13 protein-coding genes and 1 tRNA gene are annotated in these 15403 nt (G+C 44.1%); 7 read left to right on the top strand and 7 right to left on the bottom strand.

Going from position 1 to position 15403, the window contains the following annotated elements:
- Positions 1 to 80 precede the first annotated feature (80 nt).
- Positions 81 to 1301 carry an arginine deiminase gene (gene arcA, locus AB6E51_RS16285; protein ID WP_017063739.1) on the bottom strand — a complete coding sequence of 407 codons (1221 nt, stop codon included), beginning with the start codon at positions 1299 to 1301 and terminating at the stop codon, positions 81 to 83.
- A gap of 576 nt (positions 1302 to 1877) precedes the next feature.
- Here arcA and rraB point away from each other — a divergent pair.
- Entirely contained in the window at positions 1878 to 2294 is a 417-nt protein-coding gene (gene rraB / locus AB6E51_RS16280; protein WP_017058930.1) for a ribonuclease E inhibitor RraB, read from the top strand.
- A 125-nt stretch (positions 2295 to 2419) separates the two neighbouring features.
- Complete coding sequence (locus AB6E51_RS16275; protein ID WP_017058931.1) at positions 2420 to 3214, top strand: glycosyl hydrolase 2 galactose-binding domain-containing protein; 795 nt, start codon at positions 2420 to 2422, stop codon at positions 3212 to 3214.
- 49 nt (positions 3215 to 3263) lie between these two features.
- Here AB6E51_RS16275 and AB6E51_RS16270 read toward each other — a convergent pair whose 3' ends face one another.
- From AB6E51_RS16270 to pepA, 5 genes are all read right to left on the bottom strand, one after another.
- Complete coding sequence (locus tag AB6E51_RS16270; RefSeq protein ID WP_017066666.1) at positions 3264 to 3758, bottom strand: GNAT family N-acetyltransferase; 495 nt, start codon at positions 3756 to 3758, stop codon at positions 3264 to 3266.
- A gap of 47 nt (positions 3759 to 3805) precedes the next feature.
- Positions 3806 to 4210 (bottom strand): DUF2061 domain-containing protein, encoded by a 405-nt coding sequence (locus AB6E51_RS16265; protein WP_017058933.1) that lies wholly within the window; start codon positions 4208 to 4210, stop codon positions 3806 to 3808.
- Between the two features lie 228 nt (positions 4211 to 4438).
- Positions 4439 to 7312: a valine--tRNA ligase gene (locus AB6E51_RS16260; RefSeq protein WP_017063742.1), complete on the bottom strand. Its 2874-nt coding sequence runs from the start codon at positions 7310 to 7312 to the stop codon at positions 4439 to 4441.
- 102 nt (positions 7313 to 7414) lie between these two features.
- Positions 7415 to 7864 carry a DNA polymerase III subunit chi gene (locus AB6E51_RS16255; RefSeq protein ID WP_017066664.1) on the bottom strand — a complete coding sequence of 150 codons (450 nt, stop codon included), beginning with the start codon at positions 7862 to 7864 and terminating at the stop codon, positions 7415 to 7417.
- A 99-nt stretch (positions 7865 to 7963) separates the two neighbouring features.
- Positions 7964 to 9484 (bottom strand): leucyl aminopeptidase, encoded by a 1521-nt coding sequence (gene pepA, locus AB6E51_RS16250; protein WP_017058936.1) that lies wholly within the window; start codon positions 9482 to 9484, stop codon positions 7964 to 7966.
- A gap of 192 nt (positions 9485 to 9676) precedes the next feature.
- Between pepA and lptF the strand changes: the two genes are divergently transcribed.
- Together lptF and lptG are read left to right on the top strand one after the other, a co-directional pair.
- Positions 9677 to 10777 carry an LPS export ABC transporter permease LptF gene (gene lptF, locus AB6E51_RS16245; RefSeq protein ID WP_017058937.1) on the top strand — a complete coding sequence of 367 codons (1101 nt, stop codon included), beginning with the start codon at positions 9677 to 9679 and terminating at the stop codon, positions 10775 to 10777.
- Positions 10778 to 10780: 3 nt separating this feature from the next.
- Complete coding sequence (gene lptG / locus AB6E51_RS16240) at positions 10781 to 11851, top strand: LPS export ABC transporter permease LptG (protein WP_017058938.1); 1071 nt, start codon at positions 10781 to 10783, stop codon at positions 11849 to 11851.
- A 64-nt stretch (positions 11852 to 11915) separates the two neighbouring features.
- On the opposite strand, the gene AB6E51_RS16235 is transcribed toward lptG, so the two are convergent.
- Positions 11916 to 12392 (bottom strand): RDD family protein, encoded by a 477-nt coding sequence (locus AB6E51_RS16235; protein WP_017058939.1) that lies wholly within the window; start codon positions 12390 to 12392, stop codon positions 11916 to 11918.
- 194 nt (positions 12393 to 12586) lie between these two features.
- On the opposite strand from AB6E51_RS16235, the gene AB6E51_RS16230 reads away from it, so the two are divergent.
- From AB6E51_RS16230 to AB6E51_RS16220, 3 genes are all read left to right on the top strand, one after another.
- Positions 12587 to 12671 (top strand) — tRNA-Leu (locus tag AB6E51_RS16230).
- 582 nt (positions 12672 to 13253) lie between these two features.
- Positions 13254 to 13661 carry a VOC family protein gene (locus tag AB6E51_RS16225; RefSeq protein ID WP_017055297.1) on the top strand — a complete coding sequence of 136 codons (408 nt, stop codon included), beginning with the start codon at positions 13254 to 13256 and terminating at the stop codon, positions 13659 to 13661.
- 96 nt (positions 13662 to 13757) lie between these two features.
- Complete coding sequence (locus AB6E51_RS16220; RefSeq protein WP_372058744.1) at positions 13758 to 15011, top strand: HD-GYP domain-containing protein; 1254 nt, start codon at positions 13758 to 13760, stop codon at positions 15009 to 15011.
- The last annotated feature ends 392 nt before the right edge of the window (positions 15012 to 15403 follow it).

Raw genomic sequence — 15403 nt, 5'->3', positions numbered from 1 at the left:
TATTAATTTGATAAAAAAGGCCAGTAAATGAATACTGGCCTAGATAAGATTATTGAGTCTGTTTAACTGAGCTCTTTGACTTAGATACCATCTCTTTCGATAGGGCAACTCATACAGCGCGCGCCGCCACGACCACGGCCTAGCTCGTTGCCAGGAATCGTTAGAACTTCGATACCCGCTTTGTCGTATTTCTCATTGGTGTAAACATTACGCTCATAACCAATCACTGTACCAGGTTTCACTGTCAGTACGTTGTTAGCGTCATTCCACTGTTCACGCTCAGCTTCGTAGTTATCACCGCCGGTAGTGATGATCTTCAGTTGATCAAGGCCTAGTGCGCCTTCAATCGCTGACAGGTAGTTTTCAGCTTTCTCGACACGCATTTCGCCGTTTTCTTTTGGCGTTAAGCGCCAAGTGTCGAGGTCTTTACGAACGATCTCTGGATAGACAGAGAACGTGTCGATATCCATGTGTGTCATCACCGTATCAAGGTGCATACAAGAGCGGTGTTTTGGTAGATCGATCGCAATCACTTCGCTCGCTTGGCCTGATCTAAATAGGCTAGCCGCTAGGTTTTCGACACCTTGTGGTTTCGTACGCTCTGAAATACCAACCAGTACCGCACCTTTACCGATAACCAGTACGTCACCGCCTTCAATGTTAGCGTTGTCGTAGTGAAGGTCTTCGTCACCAAAGTACTTAATGAAATCTTGGCCTGCGAACACTGGGTGCCAGCGGTAGATAGCACGCAGGTGGTTCGTTTCACGTTGACGTGCAGGCTTCATCATTGGGTTAAGCGATACACCACCGTAAACCCAGCAAGAAGTATCTCGCGTAAATAGGTGGTTAGGCAGTGGCTCGATAACGAAATCGAGTGGTCGATGCATTTTAGGCAGCATCGATGATGATTTGATAGGAAGCTCAGAGTAGGCCAAGCCACCGAGTAAGATCGTTGCTAGATGCTCATTATCCATTTGAGCAAGGTAGTTTCTTAAGTCACGGGCGAAAGTCGGCCCATAACGGAAATCTGAGATTTGAGTATTCAGCAACCACTCACGAGCCTGAGATACGGCAAGCGTTTCTACTAGCAGGTCATGCAGCAGTAGTACTTCTACGTCTTGGCTGCGCAGCGTTTCTGCAAAGGCATCATGTTCTTCACCAGCGGCTTCAACGGCAAGTACATCATCAAATAGAAGCTCATGACAGTTTGAAGGGGTGAGGTGGGTGAGTGCTCTTTCAGGTCTATTTAGGAGAACTCGTCTCAATTGACCGACTTCGGAGCCAACGTACAGCTTACTCATTTTGCATCCTTACTATTAATCCAGCGTCTATTTATGACAAGCTTGTCCGTAATATGCAAGTTTTGTAGATTGAGTTAATACAAGGTATTTGGGTAATAATTGGTCATAAAACCTGTGATTTTTAAGTTTATACAGATTAAATTCCAACTAACTGGCTATCGAACGGAACAACGTTTTTGAGGATCTATGCTCAATTCGTGGCTTGTTAAAATTGAATTTTGCTTATTAATCGTGACTTTTTATTCACTATTATGCACTTTTTGATAACAAGCTGAGGATTTATGCACCCCAAAAGCGGTTTAGCGTATGCACCTAACGTGACTAATCACGCAAGTTTTATTCAATAAGCCCTAAAGTGGCCACAAAAACGAAATGCTAAAATACGGCGTAGTTAATAAAATGTTGAAAATTTGTTTCTGTGATTTTGATTTCACTTTTGAATTGATATTGGCGCTGCGATCTCGCGATAAACTTACCTTTCTAGGCCTGATCTGGGTGGCTTTTCTGGACGATCCGTGCCATATTTCGTGGCAATCAAATTTGATCTTTTCATAGTCAACACTCTGGAGCAGACACATGTCTCACGAAGATGAATATCTATCAGTAGCGGAATTAATTGAATTTCAAAAGGAAGAGACTCGCGACATCATTACAGCATTAATTGAAGATGGTAGCGATCCTGAAGCTCTATACGATATCGAGCATCACCTATTTGCTGAAGATTTCGATGTGCTTGAGAAAGCGGTTGTTGAAGCATTCAAAATGGGCTTTGAAGTGCTTGAAGCTGAAGAGACAGAAGACGAAGATGGCAATAAGCTACTTTGTTGTGATGCAACGATGCAATGCACTCTGAATGCAGAAGCGATTGATGAGCAAGTTGAGAAGCTTGTAAACCTTGCAGAGAAGTTTGACATTATCTACGACGGCTGGGGCACTTACTACGAAGGTGAAGATGCTATCTACCCAGACGAAGATGATGAAGGCGAAGAGTAATTCTTTCCCAATTTTAAAAAATGCCAGCCTCGAGCTGGCATTTTTTTACCCTCAGAAAAATAAATGTCTTTATATGCATTCATTCATTATAATGCGGTCAAAATTGATCTAGCTCAAGGAATGATATGCGGTTGCTTCTCGATGGTCTTTGGCAAATTTCGCCACTGACGGATCTCTCTATCCCACAAGATGACATCACCTTTCCGGCTCCGTTAAGCTCAAAGCTCCCTGATAGCTTGAGTGAAAGTCAAATTGCAGAGCAAGAGTGGCACCTGATGCACGACATCGAAGTGGATGACGCTATGTTAGCGTGTCCATTTGTTGAGTTAGTGATGGCTGGAGTCGATTATTTTGCTGAAGTTCGACTTAATGGTGTGGCTGTTTTTGATTGTGATGGTAGCCAAGCTGAATACCGTAAAGATATCCGTCCTTATATGCAGTCCGGCCGAAACCGTTTCGAGATCCTTTTCCTTGAAGAAGAGGAGAGCCTATTGCTTGAAGAAGACATGGATGACTCTGTATCTTCACAGGCTATCGCTAAATCTGATTCACGCATCGGGATTTGGCAAGCGCCATACCTGCAGTTCGTTCGAAACGTCAAGCTAGAGCAAGTTGTCACAGAGCAGATCTGGCACCACGGTGGTGGCTGTGAGTTTAAAGTGGATGTTATCTATCAAACGCTAAAGGCGGGGTTAGTATCGGCATCCATCAAGTTTAATGGTATGACTCTCGTGATGCCGATTGATGTACGCGCTGAACATACTGGCGTCGTGTTCCAGGTCGAAGCTCCTATCATTTTTGATATTGAGAATCCTAACCCCAAGTATCTATACCCATTAGAAGTGGTACTTGATGGGCAAGAAGAGAGTTCTTTTGTTGCCTTGAACCCAACTTCTTGCGTCAGTAACTTTCTACGTTAACTCCGTATATTTTAGCGTTATCTTCTTTCGCTATAGCGGCGCATTCTGCTTATAACGACTTGGCCATGACAACCTCACAAGCGTCGTGGCCTGTTTCTCCCCAAGCTGACTCAAGATGCTCAAACCCAAGCTTCTCATAGAGTTTGACCGCAGCACCCAAGCACTTCGTCGTTTCTAAATACATGTGTTGATACCCAAGTTGCTTGGCTTGCTTTAAGCTCAAAGCGACAATTCGCTTGGCTAGGCCATGCCCTCGAGTTTGCGGTAAGAAGTACATCTTTTGTAGCTCACACACATTGGGTTTACCTGCTAGAGGGGCAAAGCCACCGCCTCCGACGATCTTTCCGTTGTGTTCGATAACCCAGTACATTGCATTCGCTTGGCTATAGACAGAGTACATATCATCGAGTGTTGGGTCGGCTACGCCATAACCTTTATCTTCTGTGAGTCCATGCTCAGCCGAAACTTGGCGAATGATTTGTGCGATGCTTGGGTTGTCTTGCGGTGTAATGGGTCTAAGGGTGAACTCAGCAATTTGTTCCATGATCTGCCTATGAAAGGGTCACTAATATGTGACCCAATATATGGTGACTAAGCATGTTGGTGCAAACAGAATTGTTGTTGTGCCATTTGGTCGCCTGATTTACGTAACCAGACTTTCTCGTGGAAGTAGTAAGCAACGGTATTTAAAGTTGGCTCTAGCAAAGCCATCACGCCGCCTATGAAAGCATCTCCAGTCAACAAGTAGACAACGGTAAAGGCAACACTAAAGTGGATGGTAGCAAAGCTTGCTGTTTTTAATTTGGTCATCCACTGGCGAGCTTTAAGAGCTGGAACTTGAGCCCACGCCTTTTCATGAAAATAGAAGGCAACAGTATTCACAGAGGGCTCAATCATAGCGATTAAGCTACCAATTAAGATGTCGCCTGTTAGTACATAAGCGACACTAAATGCGATAGTAAAATGTAATGCAGCAAAGGTTAGTGTCTTTTTCATGATAATTACTCAGTCGTTGTGTTGTTTTGATAGGTCTATTATTGAGAATTATTATCATTAAGTATAATGGGAAGTAGAGATTAATTTGATAGATGAAACCTATCAATCAGTGCGGCTAGAGTGAGAAGCATTGGAATATTGGAATCAGGGACATAAAAAAAGGCTGGTCACCAAGACCAACCTTTCTATTTAGACCGAGAAGTTTGAAGCCTTCTCGTTCACTCGGTTTTAAAGCGCAGCGATTGTCGCTTTTTGCTCTTCAAGCTTAACAAGAGTTTCCTTGTAGCCTTCAAGCTTTTCACGCTCTTTCGCGATAACTGCTTCTGGTGCTTTAGCAACGAAACCTTCGTTACCTAGCTTACCTTCGATACGTTTAATCTCGCCGTGAGTCTTAGCGACTTCTTTATCTAGACGAGCAAGCTCTGCATCTTTGTCGATAAGACCCGCCATTGGGATCATCAACTCAGATTTGCCAACCAGTTTAGTTGCACAAGCAGGAGTCTCTTCACCATCAGCTAGAACTTTAATATCGTCTAGCTTAGCTAGAGAAGTAAGAACGATCTTGTTCGCTTCGATACGAGCGGCATCTTTCTCATCAGCAACCTTGATCATTACTTCTAAGCCTTGGCTTGGTGCAATGTCGTATTCCGCACGTAGGTTACGGATAGCAGTGATGAAAGTCTTAACCCATTCGATGTCGTCAACGATCTCAGCATTGAAGTTAGCTTCATTAAACTGAGGAAGCGCTTGAGTCATGATTGTCTCGCCTTCAACGCCGTCTACTAGCGGCTTAACGCTCTGCCAGATAGATTCAGTGATGTAAGGAAGAACAGGGTGAGCAAGACGCAGAGTCTTCTCAAGAACCGTGATAAGCGTGTAACGAGTCGCTTGTTGTTGAGCTTCAGTACCTTTCCAAAGAACAGGTTTAGTTAGCTCTAAATACCAGTCACAGAATTGGTTCCAGATGAATTCGTAAAGCGTGTTTGCTGCCATGTCTAGACGGTAGTTGTCTAGGTGAGCATTAAACTCTTTCGCTGCAACTTCAAACTGAGACTCAATCCACTTATCGGCTAGAGAGAATTCCATGTTTGCACGGTCTTCTACAGACAGTGACATGCCACAGTCGTGCTCTTCTGTGTTCATCAGTACGTAACGGCTTGCGTTCCATAGCTTGTTACAGAAGTTACGGTAACCTTCAAGACGCTTCATGTCCCAGTTGATGTCACGGCCAGTTGAAGCCATAGCAGCAAGAGTGAAACGCAGTGCGTCAGTACCGTAGGGTTCGATACCGTTTTCGAATGTTTTACGTGTGTTCTTTTCGATCTTAGCAGCCAGTTTAGGTTGCATCATGTTGCCACAACGCTTCTCTACTAGCTCTTCAAGGCCGATGCCGTCAATCATGTCGATTGGGTCAAGTACGTTACCTTTCGACTTAGACATCTTATCGCCGTTTTCATCACGGATAAGACCTGTCATGTAAACAGTTTTGAAAGGTACTTGAGCCTTGCCATCTTCGTCTTTCACGAAGTGCATGGTCATCATGATCATACGAGCAACCCAGAAGAAGATAATATCAAAACCAGATACTAGTACTTCAGATGGGTGGAATGTTTTCAGTGCTTCAGTATCTTCAGGCCAGCCTTGTGTGCCGAACGTCCAAAGTGCAGAAGAGAACCAAGTATCCAGTACGTCGTCGTCTTGCTTAAGCACAACAACAGGCGCTAGGTTGTTCTTTTCACGAACTTCTTCTTCAGTGCGACCTACGTAAACTTTACCATCGTTGTCGTACCATGCTGGGATACGGTGGCCCCACCAAAGTTGACGAGAGATACACCAGTCTTGCACGTCACGCATCCACGCGAAGTACATGTTTTCGTACTGCTTAGGTACGAATTGGATTTGACCATCTTCAACCGCTTTAACTGCAGGTTCTGCAAGAGGTGCTGTGCGCACGTACCATTGGTCAGTCAGCATTGGTTCGATAACCACGCCACCACGGTCGCCGTAAGGGACAGTCAGGTCGTGATCTTTGATCTCTTCAAGAAGACCAAGCTCATCGAATTCAGCAACGATAGCTTTACGTGCAGCAAAACGCTCCATACCTTGGTACTTAGCAGGGATACCTGTTGAGTAAACATCGCTTTCTTCGCCGTTAGTCGTGAAGACTTCAGCAGCATCACGGATATCAGCATTGAACGTTAGGATGTTGATCATTGGTAGGTTGTTGCGCTTACCCACTTCGTAATCGTTAAAGTCATGAGCTGGAGTGATCTTCACACAACCCGTGCCTTTTTCCATGTCTGCGTGCTCATCGCCTACGATAGGGATAAGACGGTTTACAACAGGAAGTAGGATTTCTTTGCCGATAAGATCTTTGTAACGAGGATCTTCTGGGTTAACAGCAACACCAGTATCGCCAAGCATGGTTTCAGGACGAGTAGTCGCAACAACGATGTAGTCTTTACCATCTGCCGTTTTAACACCGTTCGCTAGCGGGTAGCGGAAGTGCCACATGAAACCTTTTTTGTCTTTGTTTTCAACTTCAAGATCCGAGATTGCAGTGTGCAGTTTAGGATCCCAGTTTACTAGACGTTTACCACGGTAGATTAGGTCTTCTTCGTATAGACGAACAAACACTTCTTGAGTCGCAGCCGATAGGCCGTCATCCATAGTGAATCGTTCACGATCCCAATCTACAGATGCACCAAGACGACGAAGTTGTTGAGTGATCGTGCCACCTGATTCGCCTTTCCATTCCCAGATCTTGTCGATGAAAGCTTCACGGCCGTAGTCGTGTTTTGTTTTGCCTTCTTCGGCAGCAATCTTACGCTCAACAACCATTTGAGTTGCGATACCTGCGTGGTCAGTACCCACTTGCCAAAGCGTGTTTTTGCCTTTCATACGTTGAGCACGGATAAGCGTATCCATGATCGTATCTTGGAACGCGTGACCCATGTGTAGGCTGCCAGTGACGTTCGGTGGCGGGATCATGATGCTGTAAGCTTCTTTTGATGTGTCACCGTGTGGCTTAAAGTAGCCTTTCTCTTCCCAAGTCTTATACAGAGCTTGTTCGATTGATGTTGGGTTGTATGTCTTTTCCATAGTGCTCTTAAACGGATACTGTGAATGGTTAATCGTGGTCAAACTTCATAAGTGAAGCTTCTTGAATCTAAATCCAAAGATAGCTTTAACTATGAGGTTTGACTATGGATGTTGAATCTCGATAGTTTGTAGCTGATATCTAGCTTGACGGTAAATTTTATACCTTTCTCGAGCGAGTTGCTTAGCTTTTTCTTCGCAAGGGACGAAGTCTATCACCTGAGCAAAGGCGTTCGCAAAGGTTGTATGATTATCGGCCAGATTAATTACTAGCTGACGATTCCAATTATGTTTTACGCCTTGATAGCCAATTTCGATGTTGGTTGAATACTTTGGGCCTTCGCCAACCAAGTTGTGCGCAATAAAATCACAGGGTTCGACTTGCCAGAAAACTTCAGCAATACGCTCGGCATGCTCTTTGTCATTACAGTTGAGATAAAGTTTAGCGCCTTGTTTTGCAAAGTGCTGAGCAAGAAACAGCACATAGTGAGCAAAACCATCTTCGCTGGCTTGCGGGCTGTCTGAAGGCACAATGTAAAATGTAGCAGTCTGCATACTTAATACTCGAACTGAAAATCGTGGATATCAATGTTACTTGGTTAACAGGGTCTAACAAATAGCGCTTATTAAAAAAGGGCCCGTAGGCCCTTTTTATTATTTTGAAGATTGCTCTTCAGTCTCTTGGCCGCTGCGGTTCAATAAGAATTGGACTAGCATTGAGACAGGACGACCTGTCGAGCCTTTCGCTGCGCCTGACTTCCAAGCTGTACCAGCACTGTCGATGTGTGCCCAGTGGTACTTCTTAGTGAATTTAGACAGGAAACAACCAGCAGTGATTGTGCCGCCAGGACGGCCACCGATGTTCGCCATATCAGCGAATGGGCTGTTTAGCTGCTCATGGTACTCGTCTGCCATTGGTAGACGCCATGCACGGTCACTTGCTTGCTCTGAAGCATTAACAAGTTCGTGAGAAAGTGGGTTGTGGTTCGATAGAACGCCACTGATGTGGTGACCTAGAGCGATAACACATGCGCCAGTTAGCGTAGCAACATCGACAACACAGTCAGGTTCAAAACGCTCAACGTAAGTTAGAGCATCACATAGAACCAAGCGACCTTCAGCATCAGTGTTGAGTACTTCAACCGTTTGGCCTGACATTGTCGTTAGGATATCACCTGGACGGTAAGCATTGCTGCCCGGCATGTTTTCACAACCGGCTAGGATACCAACCACGTTAATAGGCAGGTTCAGCTTAGCCAGTGCTTTCATTGTACCGAATACAGACGCCGCACCACACATGTCGTACTTCATCTCATCCATGCCTTCACCAGGCTTAAGCGAGATACCGCCTGAATCGAAAGTCAGACCTTTACCTACTAATACAATCGGCTTCGCATCTGGATCCGGAGCGCCTTTGTATTCCATGATAGACATCATCGATTCATTTTTAGAGCCACGGCCAACTGCTAGGTATGATGTCATACCCAGTTTTTCCATCTCTTCTTCGCCAATGATCTTAGTCTTCACTGTCTCGTAATCGTCGGCTAAACGACGAGCTTGAGAAGCAAGGTAAGCAGGGTTTGCGATGTTTGGTGGCATGTTGCCTAGATCTTTAGACGCTTTTACACCTGAAGCAATAGCAAGGCCGTGAGAGATTGCTTTCTCACCCAGGCTCAATTCGCGACGTGTTGGTACATTGAATACCAATTTACGTAGTGGGCGACGAGTCTCTGGCTTGTTGCTCTTGAATTGGTCAAATGTGTAAAGACCATCTTTAGTCGCTTCTACCGCTTGGCGAACTTTCCAATAAGTGTCGCGACCTTTAACGTGAAGTTCTGTAAGGAAACATACAGCTTCCATAGAACCTGTTTCGTTTAGTGTACTGATGGTTTTTTGGATAATTTCTTTGTATTGACGCTCGCCTAGCTCACGTTCTTTACCACAGCCTACCAGTAGAACACGTTCTGAAAGTACACCAGGTACTTGATGCAGTAGTAGCATCTGGCCAGGTTTACCCTCTAGATCACCGCGACGAAGCAGTGAACTAATGTAGCCATCGCTAATCTTATCTAATTGCTCGGCTACTGGAGAAAGGCGGCGCGGTTCGAATACACCGACAACGATACATGCGCTGCGCTGTTTCTCTGGGCTACCACTTTTTACACTGAACTCCATGCGTACTCCTACATCCTGAAGACAAATCGAACTAAATGTTAGATAATGGGTTCTTACTTGTTGGATCCTATAATGGAACTAACCTTAAAGAAGAACGCTAACACTTAGCTAAAAATTTAAAAAAATAAAAGGTTCAACGGGAAATTATAGTGATTCAATCAAAAAAACAAGTTTTGTATAGGTAATTTGAGCGTGATTATTGTTAGATATTTGATCCGCGAGACAATCAAGAGCCAATTTGCGATCTTTTTTGTTCTCTTTCTCGTGTTTCTCAGCCAAAAATTCATCAGTGTTTTAGCGGATGCCTCTGATGGTGATATCCCTGCGAGTCTTATATTGTCGATTGTTGGCTTAAATATGCCAGCGATGGGCCTATTGATGCTTCCACTCAGTATCTATATTGGTATTTTGCTTACTTTTGGCCGCCTTTACGCTGAAAGTGAAATAGTGGTCATGAACGCCACCGGTATCGGTAATAAATTCCTGATCCAATCTGCGCTTTACCTCGCTTTAATTACGGCATCTGTTGCAGCCTTTAACTCATTTTGGTTATCTCCTTGGTCACAAGACAAAGTTGAACAAATGTATGAAGAAGTAGCTGCAGAGAACAGCGTTGATTTGCTACCAAAAGGTAAGTTTGAAGGTACGCCGGATGGCTCTTCTGTCGTGTTTATTGATGATATCGACGGTAATAAGTTAGAAAACGTGTTCGTAGCTCAAATGCGTCCGCGTGATTCTGTACTGCCAAGTGTGATGTTCTCGAAGTCAGGTGATGTAAAAGAGCTCAGTGATGGTCGCCAAGTGATCGTAATGTACGATGGTACTCGTCATGAAGGCATTCCGACTCGCCTCGACTACAGGGTGACGCACTTTGAAGAATACGAAGGCCTGATTGGTCAGCGTGAAGTTGAGAAGAAAGGTCGAGACTGGGAAGCGATCCCTACGCTTGAACTGATTGGTAACTCAAATAATAGTGCGAAAGCAGAGTTGCAGTGGCGTATTTCTTTGGTACTTTGTATTCCATTGTTGACCATGCTTGTCGTGCCACTGTCTGCGGTAAACCCTCGACAAGGTCGTTTTGCGAAAATCGGCCCAGCAATACTGATTTATCTCACCTATTTCTTAGCAATCAGTGCAACCAAGTCTTCAATCGAAGAGGGGAGCATTCCTGCGGTAATCGGCATGTGGCCAATCAATGCGTTATTGTTATTTGTCGCGATTGGTGCCAACTTTATGGATAGCGTGCCAGTAAGGCGTTTGAAAGAAAAATTCAAGAATAAGAGGTTGGCTTAAGCCGTGTTTAAGATTCTCGATTTATATATAGGCAGAACCATCATCGCAACGACGTCACTGGTATTGGTGACGTTTGTTGGTCTCTCTGGGATCATCAAATATGTAGAACAGCTAAGAAAAGTTGGCCGTGGTACATACGATCTATTACAAGCGCTGTATTTCGTTTTATTGAGTATCCCTCGTGATATCGAAATGTTCTTTCCAATGGCTGCATTGCTTGGCGCATTGATAGGGCTTGGTATGCTTGCTGCAAGTTCTGAGCTTGTCGTTATGCAGGCAGCTGGTTTCTCTAAGTTAGATATCGGCCTATCAGTACTTAAAACAGCTATTCCACTGATGATCGTGGTGACATTGCTTGGTCAATGGGGAGCACCGCAAGCGCAGAAAATGGCTCGTGATTTAAGAACTATCTCGATTGCTGGTGGTAATATTATTTCGACGCAAAGTGGTGTCTGGGCTCGTGATGCCAATGACTTCATCTTCATTGTCAAAATCGATGACCAGAAGCTATATGGAATGAACATGTGGCGCTTTGATGAAAACAAGGCACTTAAAACCGCTATTTATTCTGACGAAGTTGATTACGTTGGAGACAACGTGTGGACGATGAAGGATGTAGAGATCACGTCTTTTGAAAACGAACTTCAAATTACTAAAGAAAGTTTACCGACTTACTCTTGGGAAACGTCATTAGCTCCAGATAAGTTGGCGATAGTAACGGTTAAACCAGAAGAGCTATCGTTAAGTGGGTTGTATGATTATGTTTCTTATCTGAAGGCGTCAGAGCAAGATGCATCACGCTATGAATTGGCGCTGTGGAGAAAGATAACCCAGCCAATTTCGATCGCGGTTATGATGTTGATGGCACTGTCGTTTATCTTTGGTCCTTTGCGTAGTGTGACCATGGGTGCGAGGATTTTGTCAGGTGTTATTGCTGGCTTTACCTTCTATATATCCAGTGAGTTCTTTGGCCCAGTGAGTTTGGTTTATCAAATACCACCCGCCTTTGGCGCAATAGCCCCGAGCGTGGTGTTCCTTGGAATTGCCATCATGCTCTTGAGGCGGAAACTGTAAATAGTAAAAAGGAAGGCATAACGCCTTCCTTTTTTGATCTTGATTGGAGCTAACTTAAATCACATTATCGTGCTTGTGGTAACACAACGACTTCGGTCTTTGCCCAGATATCGTGAAAGCCACGTTTTTCAGGATCGAATGGAACACATAGGTTTGCCAGTCCAAAACCTGAAGTACCTAAACGAATCAGCGCCTGAGTTACTGTGATCGCTGAGCCATCTTTGTTTTGAACGCGCAGCTTCCAAGCTCTCATGCCGAGAGTTTGACCAGCTCTAGTCCAGAAGAACACGAAGAAATATACCCAAACGGCGACTAAGTAAAAGGTATATGCAGGGCTCCAAATCGGATGGTTGGTTAAGAAGTCACTAACATCGGCATAACCGCTGTGGTTAAAAATGCCGAGAGCCATGAGCGCGTGCAGTAGAGCGACAATGACGCCAGCCGCCAACATTTCAATAGCGATTACGATCAGAGCGTCGTAGAACAAGGCACCAAATCGGCGCATGACTCCTGCTGGTGGCAGAGTGTTTGTTGATGTCATGTGTTATTACTTCTTTAAAAATTGAGGCGTCAGAATATAGTTTAAGGCTTAGCCTGAAAAGAGACATGACGCACAGCTTATGACTTAGTGGCGAAATTATCGGCAAACACACATGAATTCAAGTTTTTATACTTGCCACATCAGTTCGCATACGTATAATGCCAAACATCGAAAGGGCAATGCCCCAAGATAATGCCGGTATGGTGAAATTGGTATACACGACGGATTCAAAATCCGTTGCCTTCGGGCGTGGCGGTTCAAGTCCGCCTACCGGTACCATATTTAAATGACAAAGCCTCGACGAAAGTCGGGGCTTTGTTGTATCTGGGATATAGGAAGCGTTGCCTTCGCGGTGGCGGCAGGAATGCCTGTCCAATCAGTCCGCCTACCGGTACCAAACATAGAAAGGTCGCTTTTATAGCGACCTTTCGTCATTTTGGGCGTTTGTGAATTTTAAATCCAGCGTGTCGGCTTGGATGCAAGCCCAGTCAAGTCACCTACCGGCACCATATTTAAATGACAAAGCCTAGATGAAAATCGGGGCTTTGTTGTGGGGTATAGGAAGCATTGCCTTCACGGTGGCGGCAAGAATGCCTGTCCAATCAGTCCGCCTATCGGTACCAAACATAGAAAGGTCGCTTTTATAGCGACCTTTCTATGTTTTGGACGTATGTGAATTTGAAATCCGGCGTGTCGTTGCAGTTGCTCTTCAATCAGACAGATCTTGATGTTTCACTCCTAAATCTCATAATTTCCCTTCGCTATTCGATCTGATAATGAATTAATTATCTTAAATCATGATGTTACCTGTCATTCTCTTTTCTATTGTCTATGTTTAAAGGACTAACAGAGGAGATAGATATGCTGACAGTAACCCCTTACTTGTTTTTTGATGGTCGTTGTAATGAAGCGTTGGATTTTTATCACAAGTGCTTTGGTGGTGTGGTTTTATCTAAGCAGCTTTTTAGTGATGCACCACAGGTAATCGAGGGCGCTCAACCTGATTGGGTTATGCATGCTGAGTTCGAAGCGTTTGGTATGAAGCTGATGATGTCTGATGGTGTTAAGGCAAAAGAACTTGAAGGCAACAATCTCGCTCTCTCTCTTGTGACTGAAGATACCGCGACTCAAGAACAAATCTTTGAAAAGCTCAAGAAGGGAGGGCGGATAATGACTCCACTCGCAGATACTTTTTGGGGGGCTCGATTTGGCAAAGTAGAAGATAAATTCGGTATACGCTGGATGGTGCACTGCGACTCTTTAAGTTGAGCCTGTGAAATTGGATAGTGAAATTGGATAGTGAAATTGCTGCTTGGTTTTATTAGAATTATAAATAGAGATTAATCATCAATATTATATATAAAAATGGGCAGCATAAAGATTACCGTAGATCGCATTCAGCCCGGTCTGCATATACGACTCCCCGTAAAATGGAATGAACACCCATTTTTATTCAACAGCTTTAAAATCAAAGATGACGCTCAAGTAAAAGTAATTCGACATCTTGGGATTAAGCACGTCTATATAAACCTGAGTCAAAGTGATACCTCACCTTTACCTGTTAATCACGTAGGTGAACAAGAAGTCAATATTGATTCACAGGTAAGCCTTGAAACGGAAAGAATGTGGAAAGATAAGCATGAGCGTATCGAAACCCTTAGCTCTTACCGCCGCAGGGTGAGTCATTGTGAGAGAGAGTTTGAACGTTCGCTTGCTCGAATGCGATCTGTGATGACCAAGATCCGTAACAGACCTTTAGATGCGGTAGGGGAGGTTAAGGCTCTTGTTGATGATATCGTTGAAACTCTAGTGAGCGATGATAACGTCACCTTGCACCTTATGAATGCTAAAGCAGATTTCGAAGATATTTACTTTCATACTCTAAATGTTTCGGTTGTTGCACTGATGATAGGAAAGGCCAAAGGCTATAACACACAGCAATTGAAAGACCTCTCATTCGCAGCGTTGTTTCACGATGTAGGCAAGATCAAAATACCAGTCGCGATACTAAGAAAGCAGAGTGCACTAACGGTGCCAGAAGAGAACTACCTGAAGCTTCATACTAAATACGGTGCGGATATTGTATCGGCAATTGATGACTTTCCTGAAAGTGCTAAAAAGGTGATCGCTCAACATCATGAGATGAATGATGGTTCTGGCTACCCCGAGGGCTTAAAAGAACATGAGATTGATGAATTTGCCAAGATAGTCGCCGTGGCTAATGCATTTGATAACCTTTGCCATGGTAAAACGCAATCTCAACAAATGATCCCGTATTTGGCACTGTCCCACCTATATAAGAGCTGCAAGCATCTATATAGCCAAGATAACTTGGGGCTGTTAGTTAAGTTCATGGGAGTCTATCCACCAGGAACTGTAGTACAGCTTTCAAATGACTCGATTGGGATTGTGATATCCGTTAACGCTAAACATATGCTTTATCCAAATGTACTTATCTATGATCCTAGCGTGCCAAGAACCCAAGCTCCGATCATTGACCTCTTTATTAAAGAGATCAAAATCGTTAATGCCGTTCATCCAAGCAAATTACCTGAACAAGTTCGAGAGTATCTAAACCCTAGGGCTCGTTTATCTTACTTTTTTGATAGTGGAGAGTAGTTATCCACAGGTCGTTGTGGGTAATTTGTTCGAAACTTGGGGTGAAAGTGGTATAAATAAGCCCTTGGTTGAAATGTCTTCGCTTAACCTCTTTTTTTAATAAAAAACGCATTTATTGCTTGCCAATATGAGCGGCATCTCTATAATGCCGCCTCACTGACACGGCAGACGCCACAAGGCTTCAGCGAGAAATGTTAGTAAGGCAACTAGCTTTAAGCGATGATTCGCTTCTACTTTTAGAAAGTAGGAATTAATTCCAAATAAGTGTTTGACACTGAGGATTAAATCGCTAGAATGGCCGCCTCTTCCGAAGTGATGTAAGTCACAACGAAGAGAAGCTCTTTAACAATTTAAACCTATCAATCTGTGTGGGCACTCGTTGATGAATATCA

Source organism: Vibrio sp. 10N.247.311.47 (assembly GCF_041467535.1).
In the GTDB taxonomy this organism is placed as follows: Bacteria; Pseudomonadota; Gammaproteobacteria; order Enterobacterales; family Vibrionaceae; genus Vibrio; species Vibrio crassostreae_C.
Note: the sequence above shows the minus strand (reverse complement) of the source record. Positions and strands in the feature narration are given on the sequence as shown.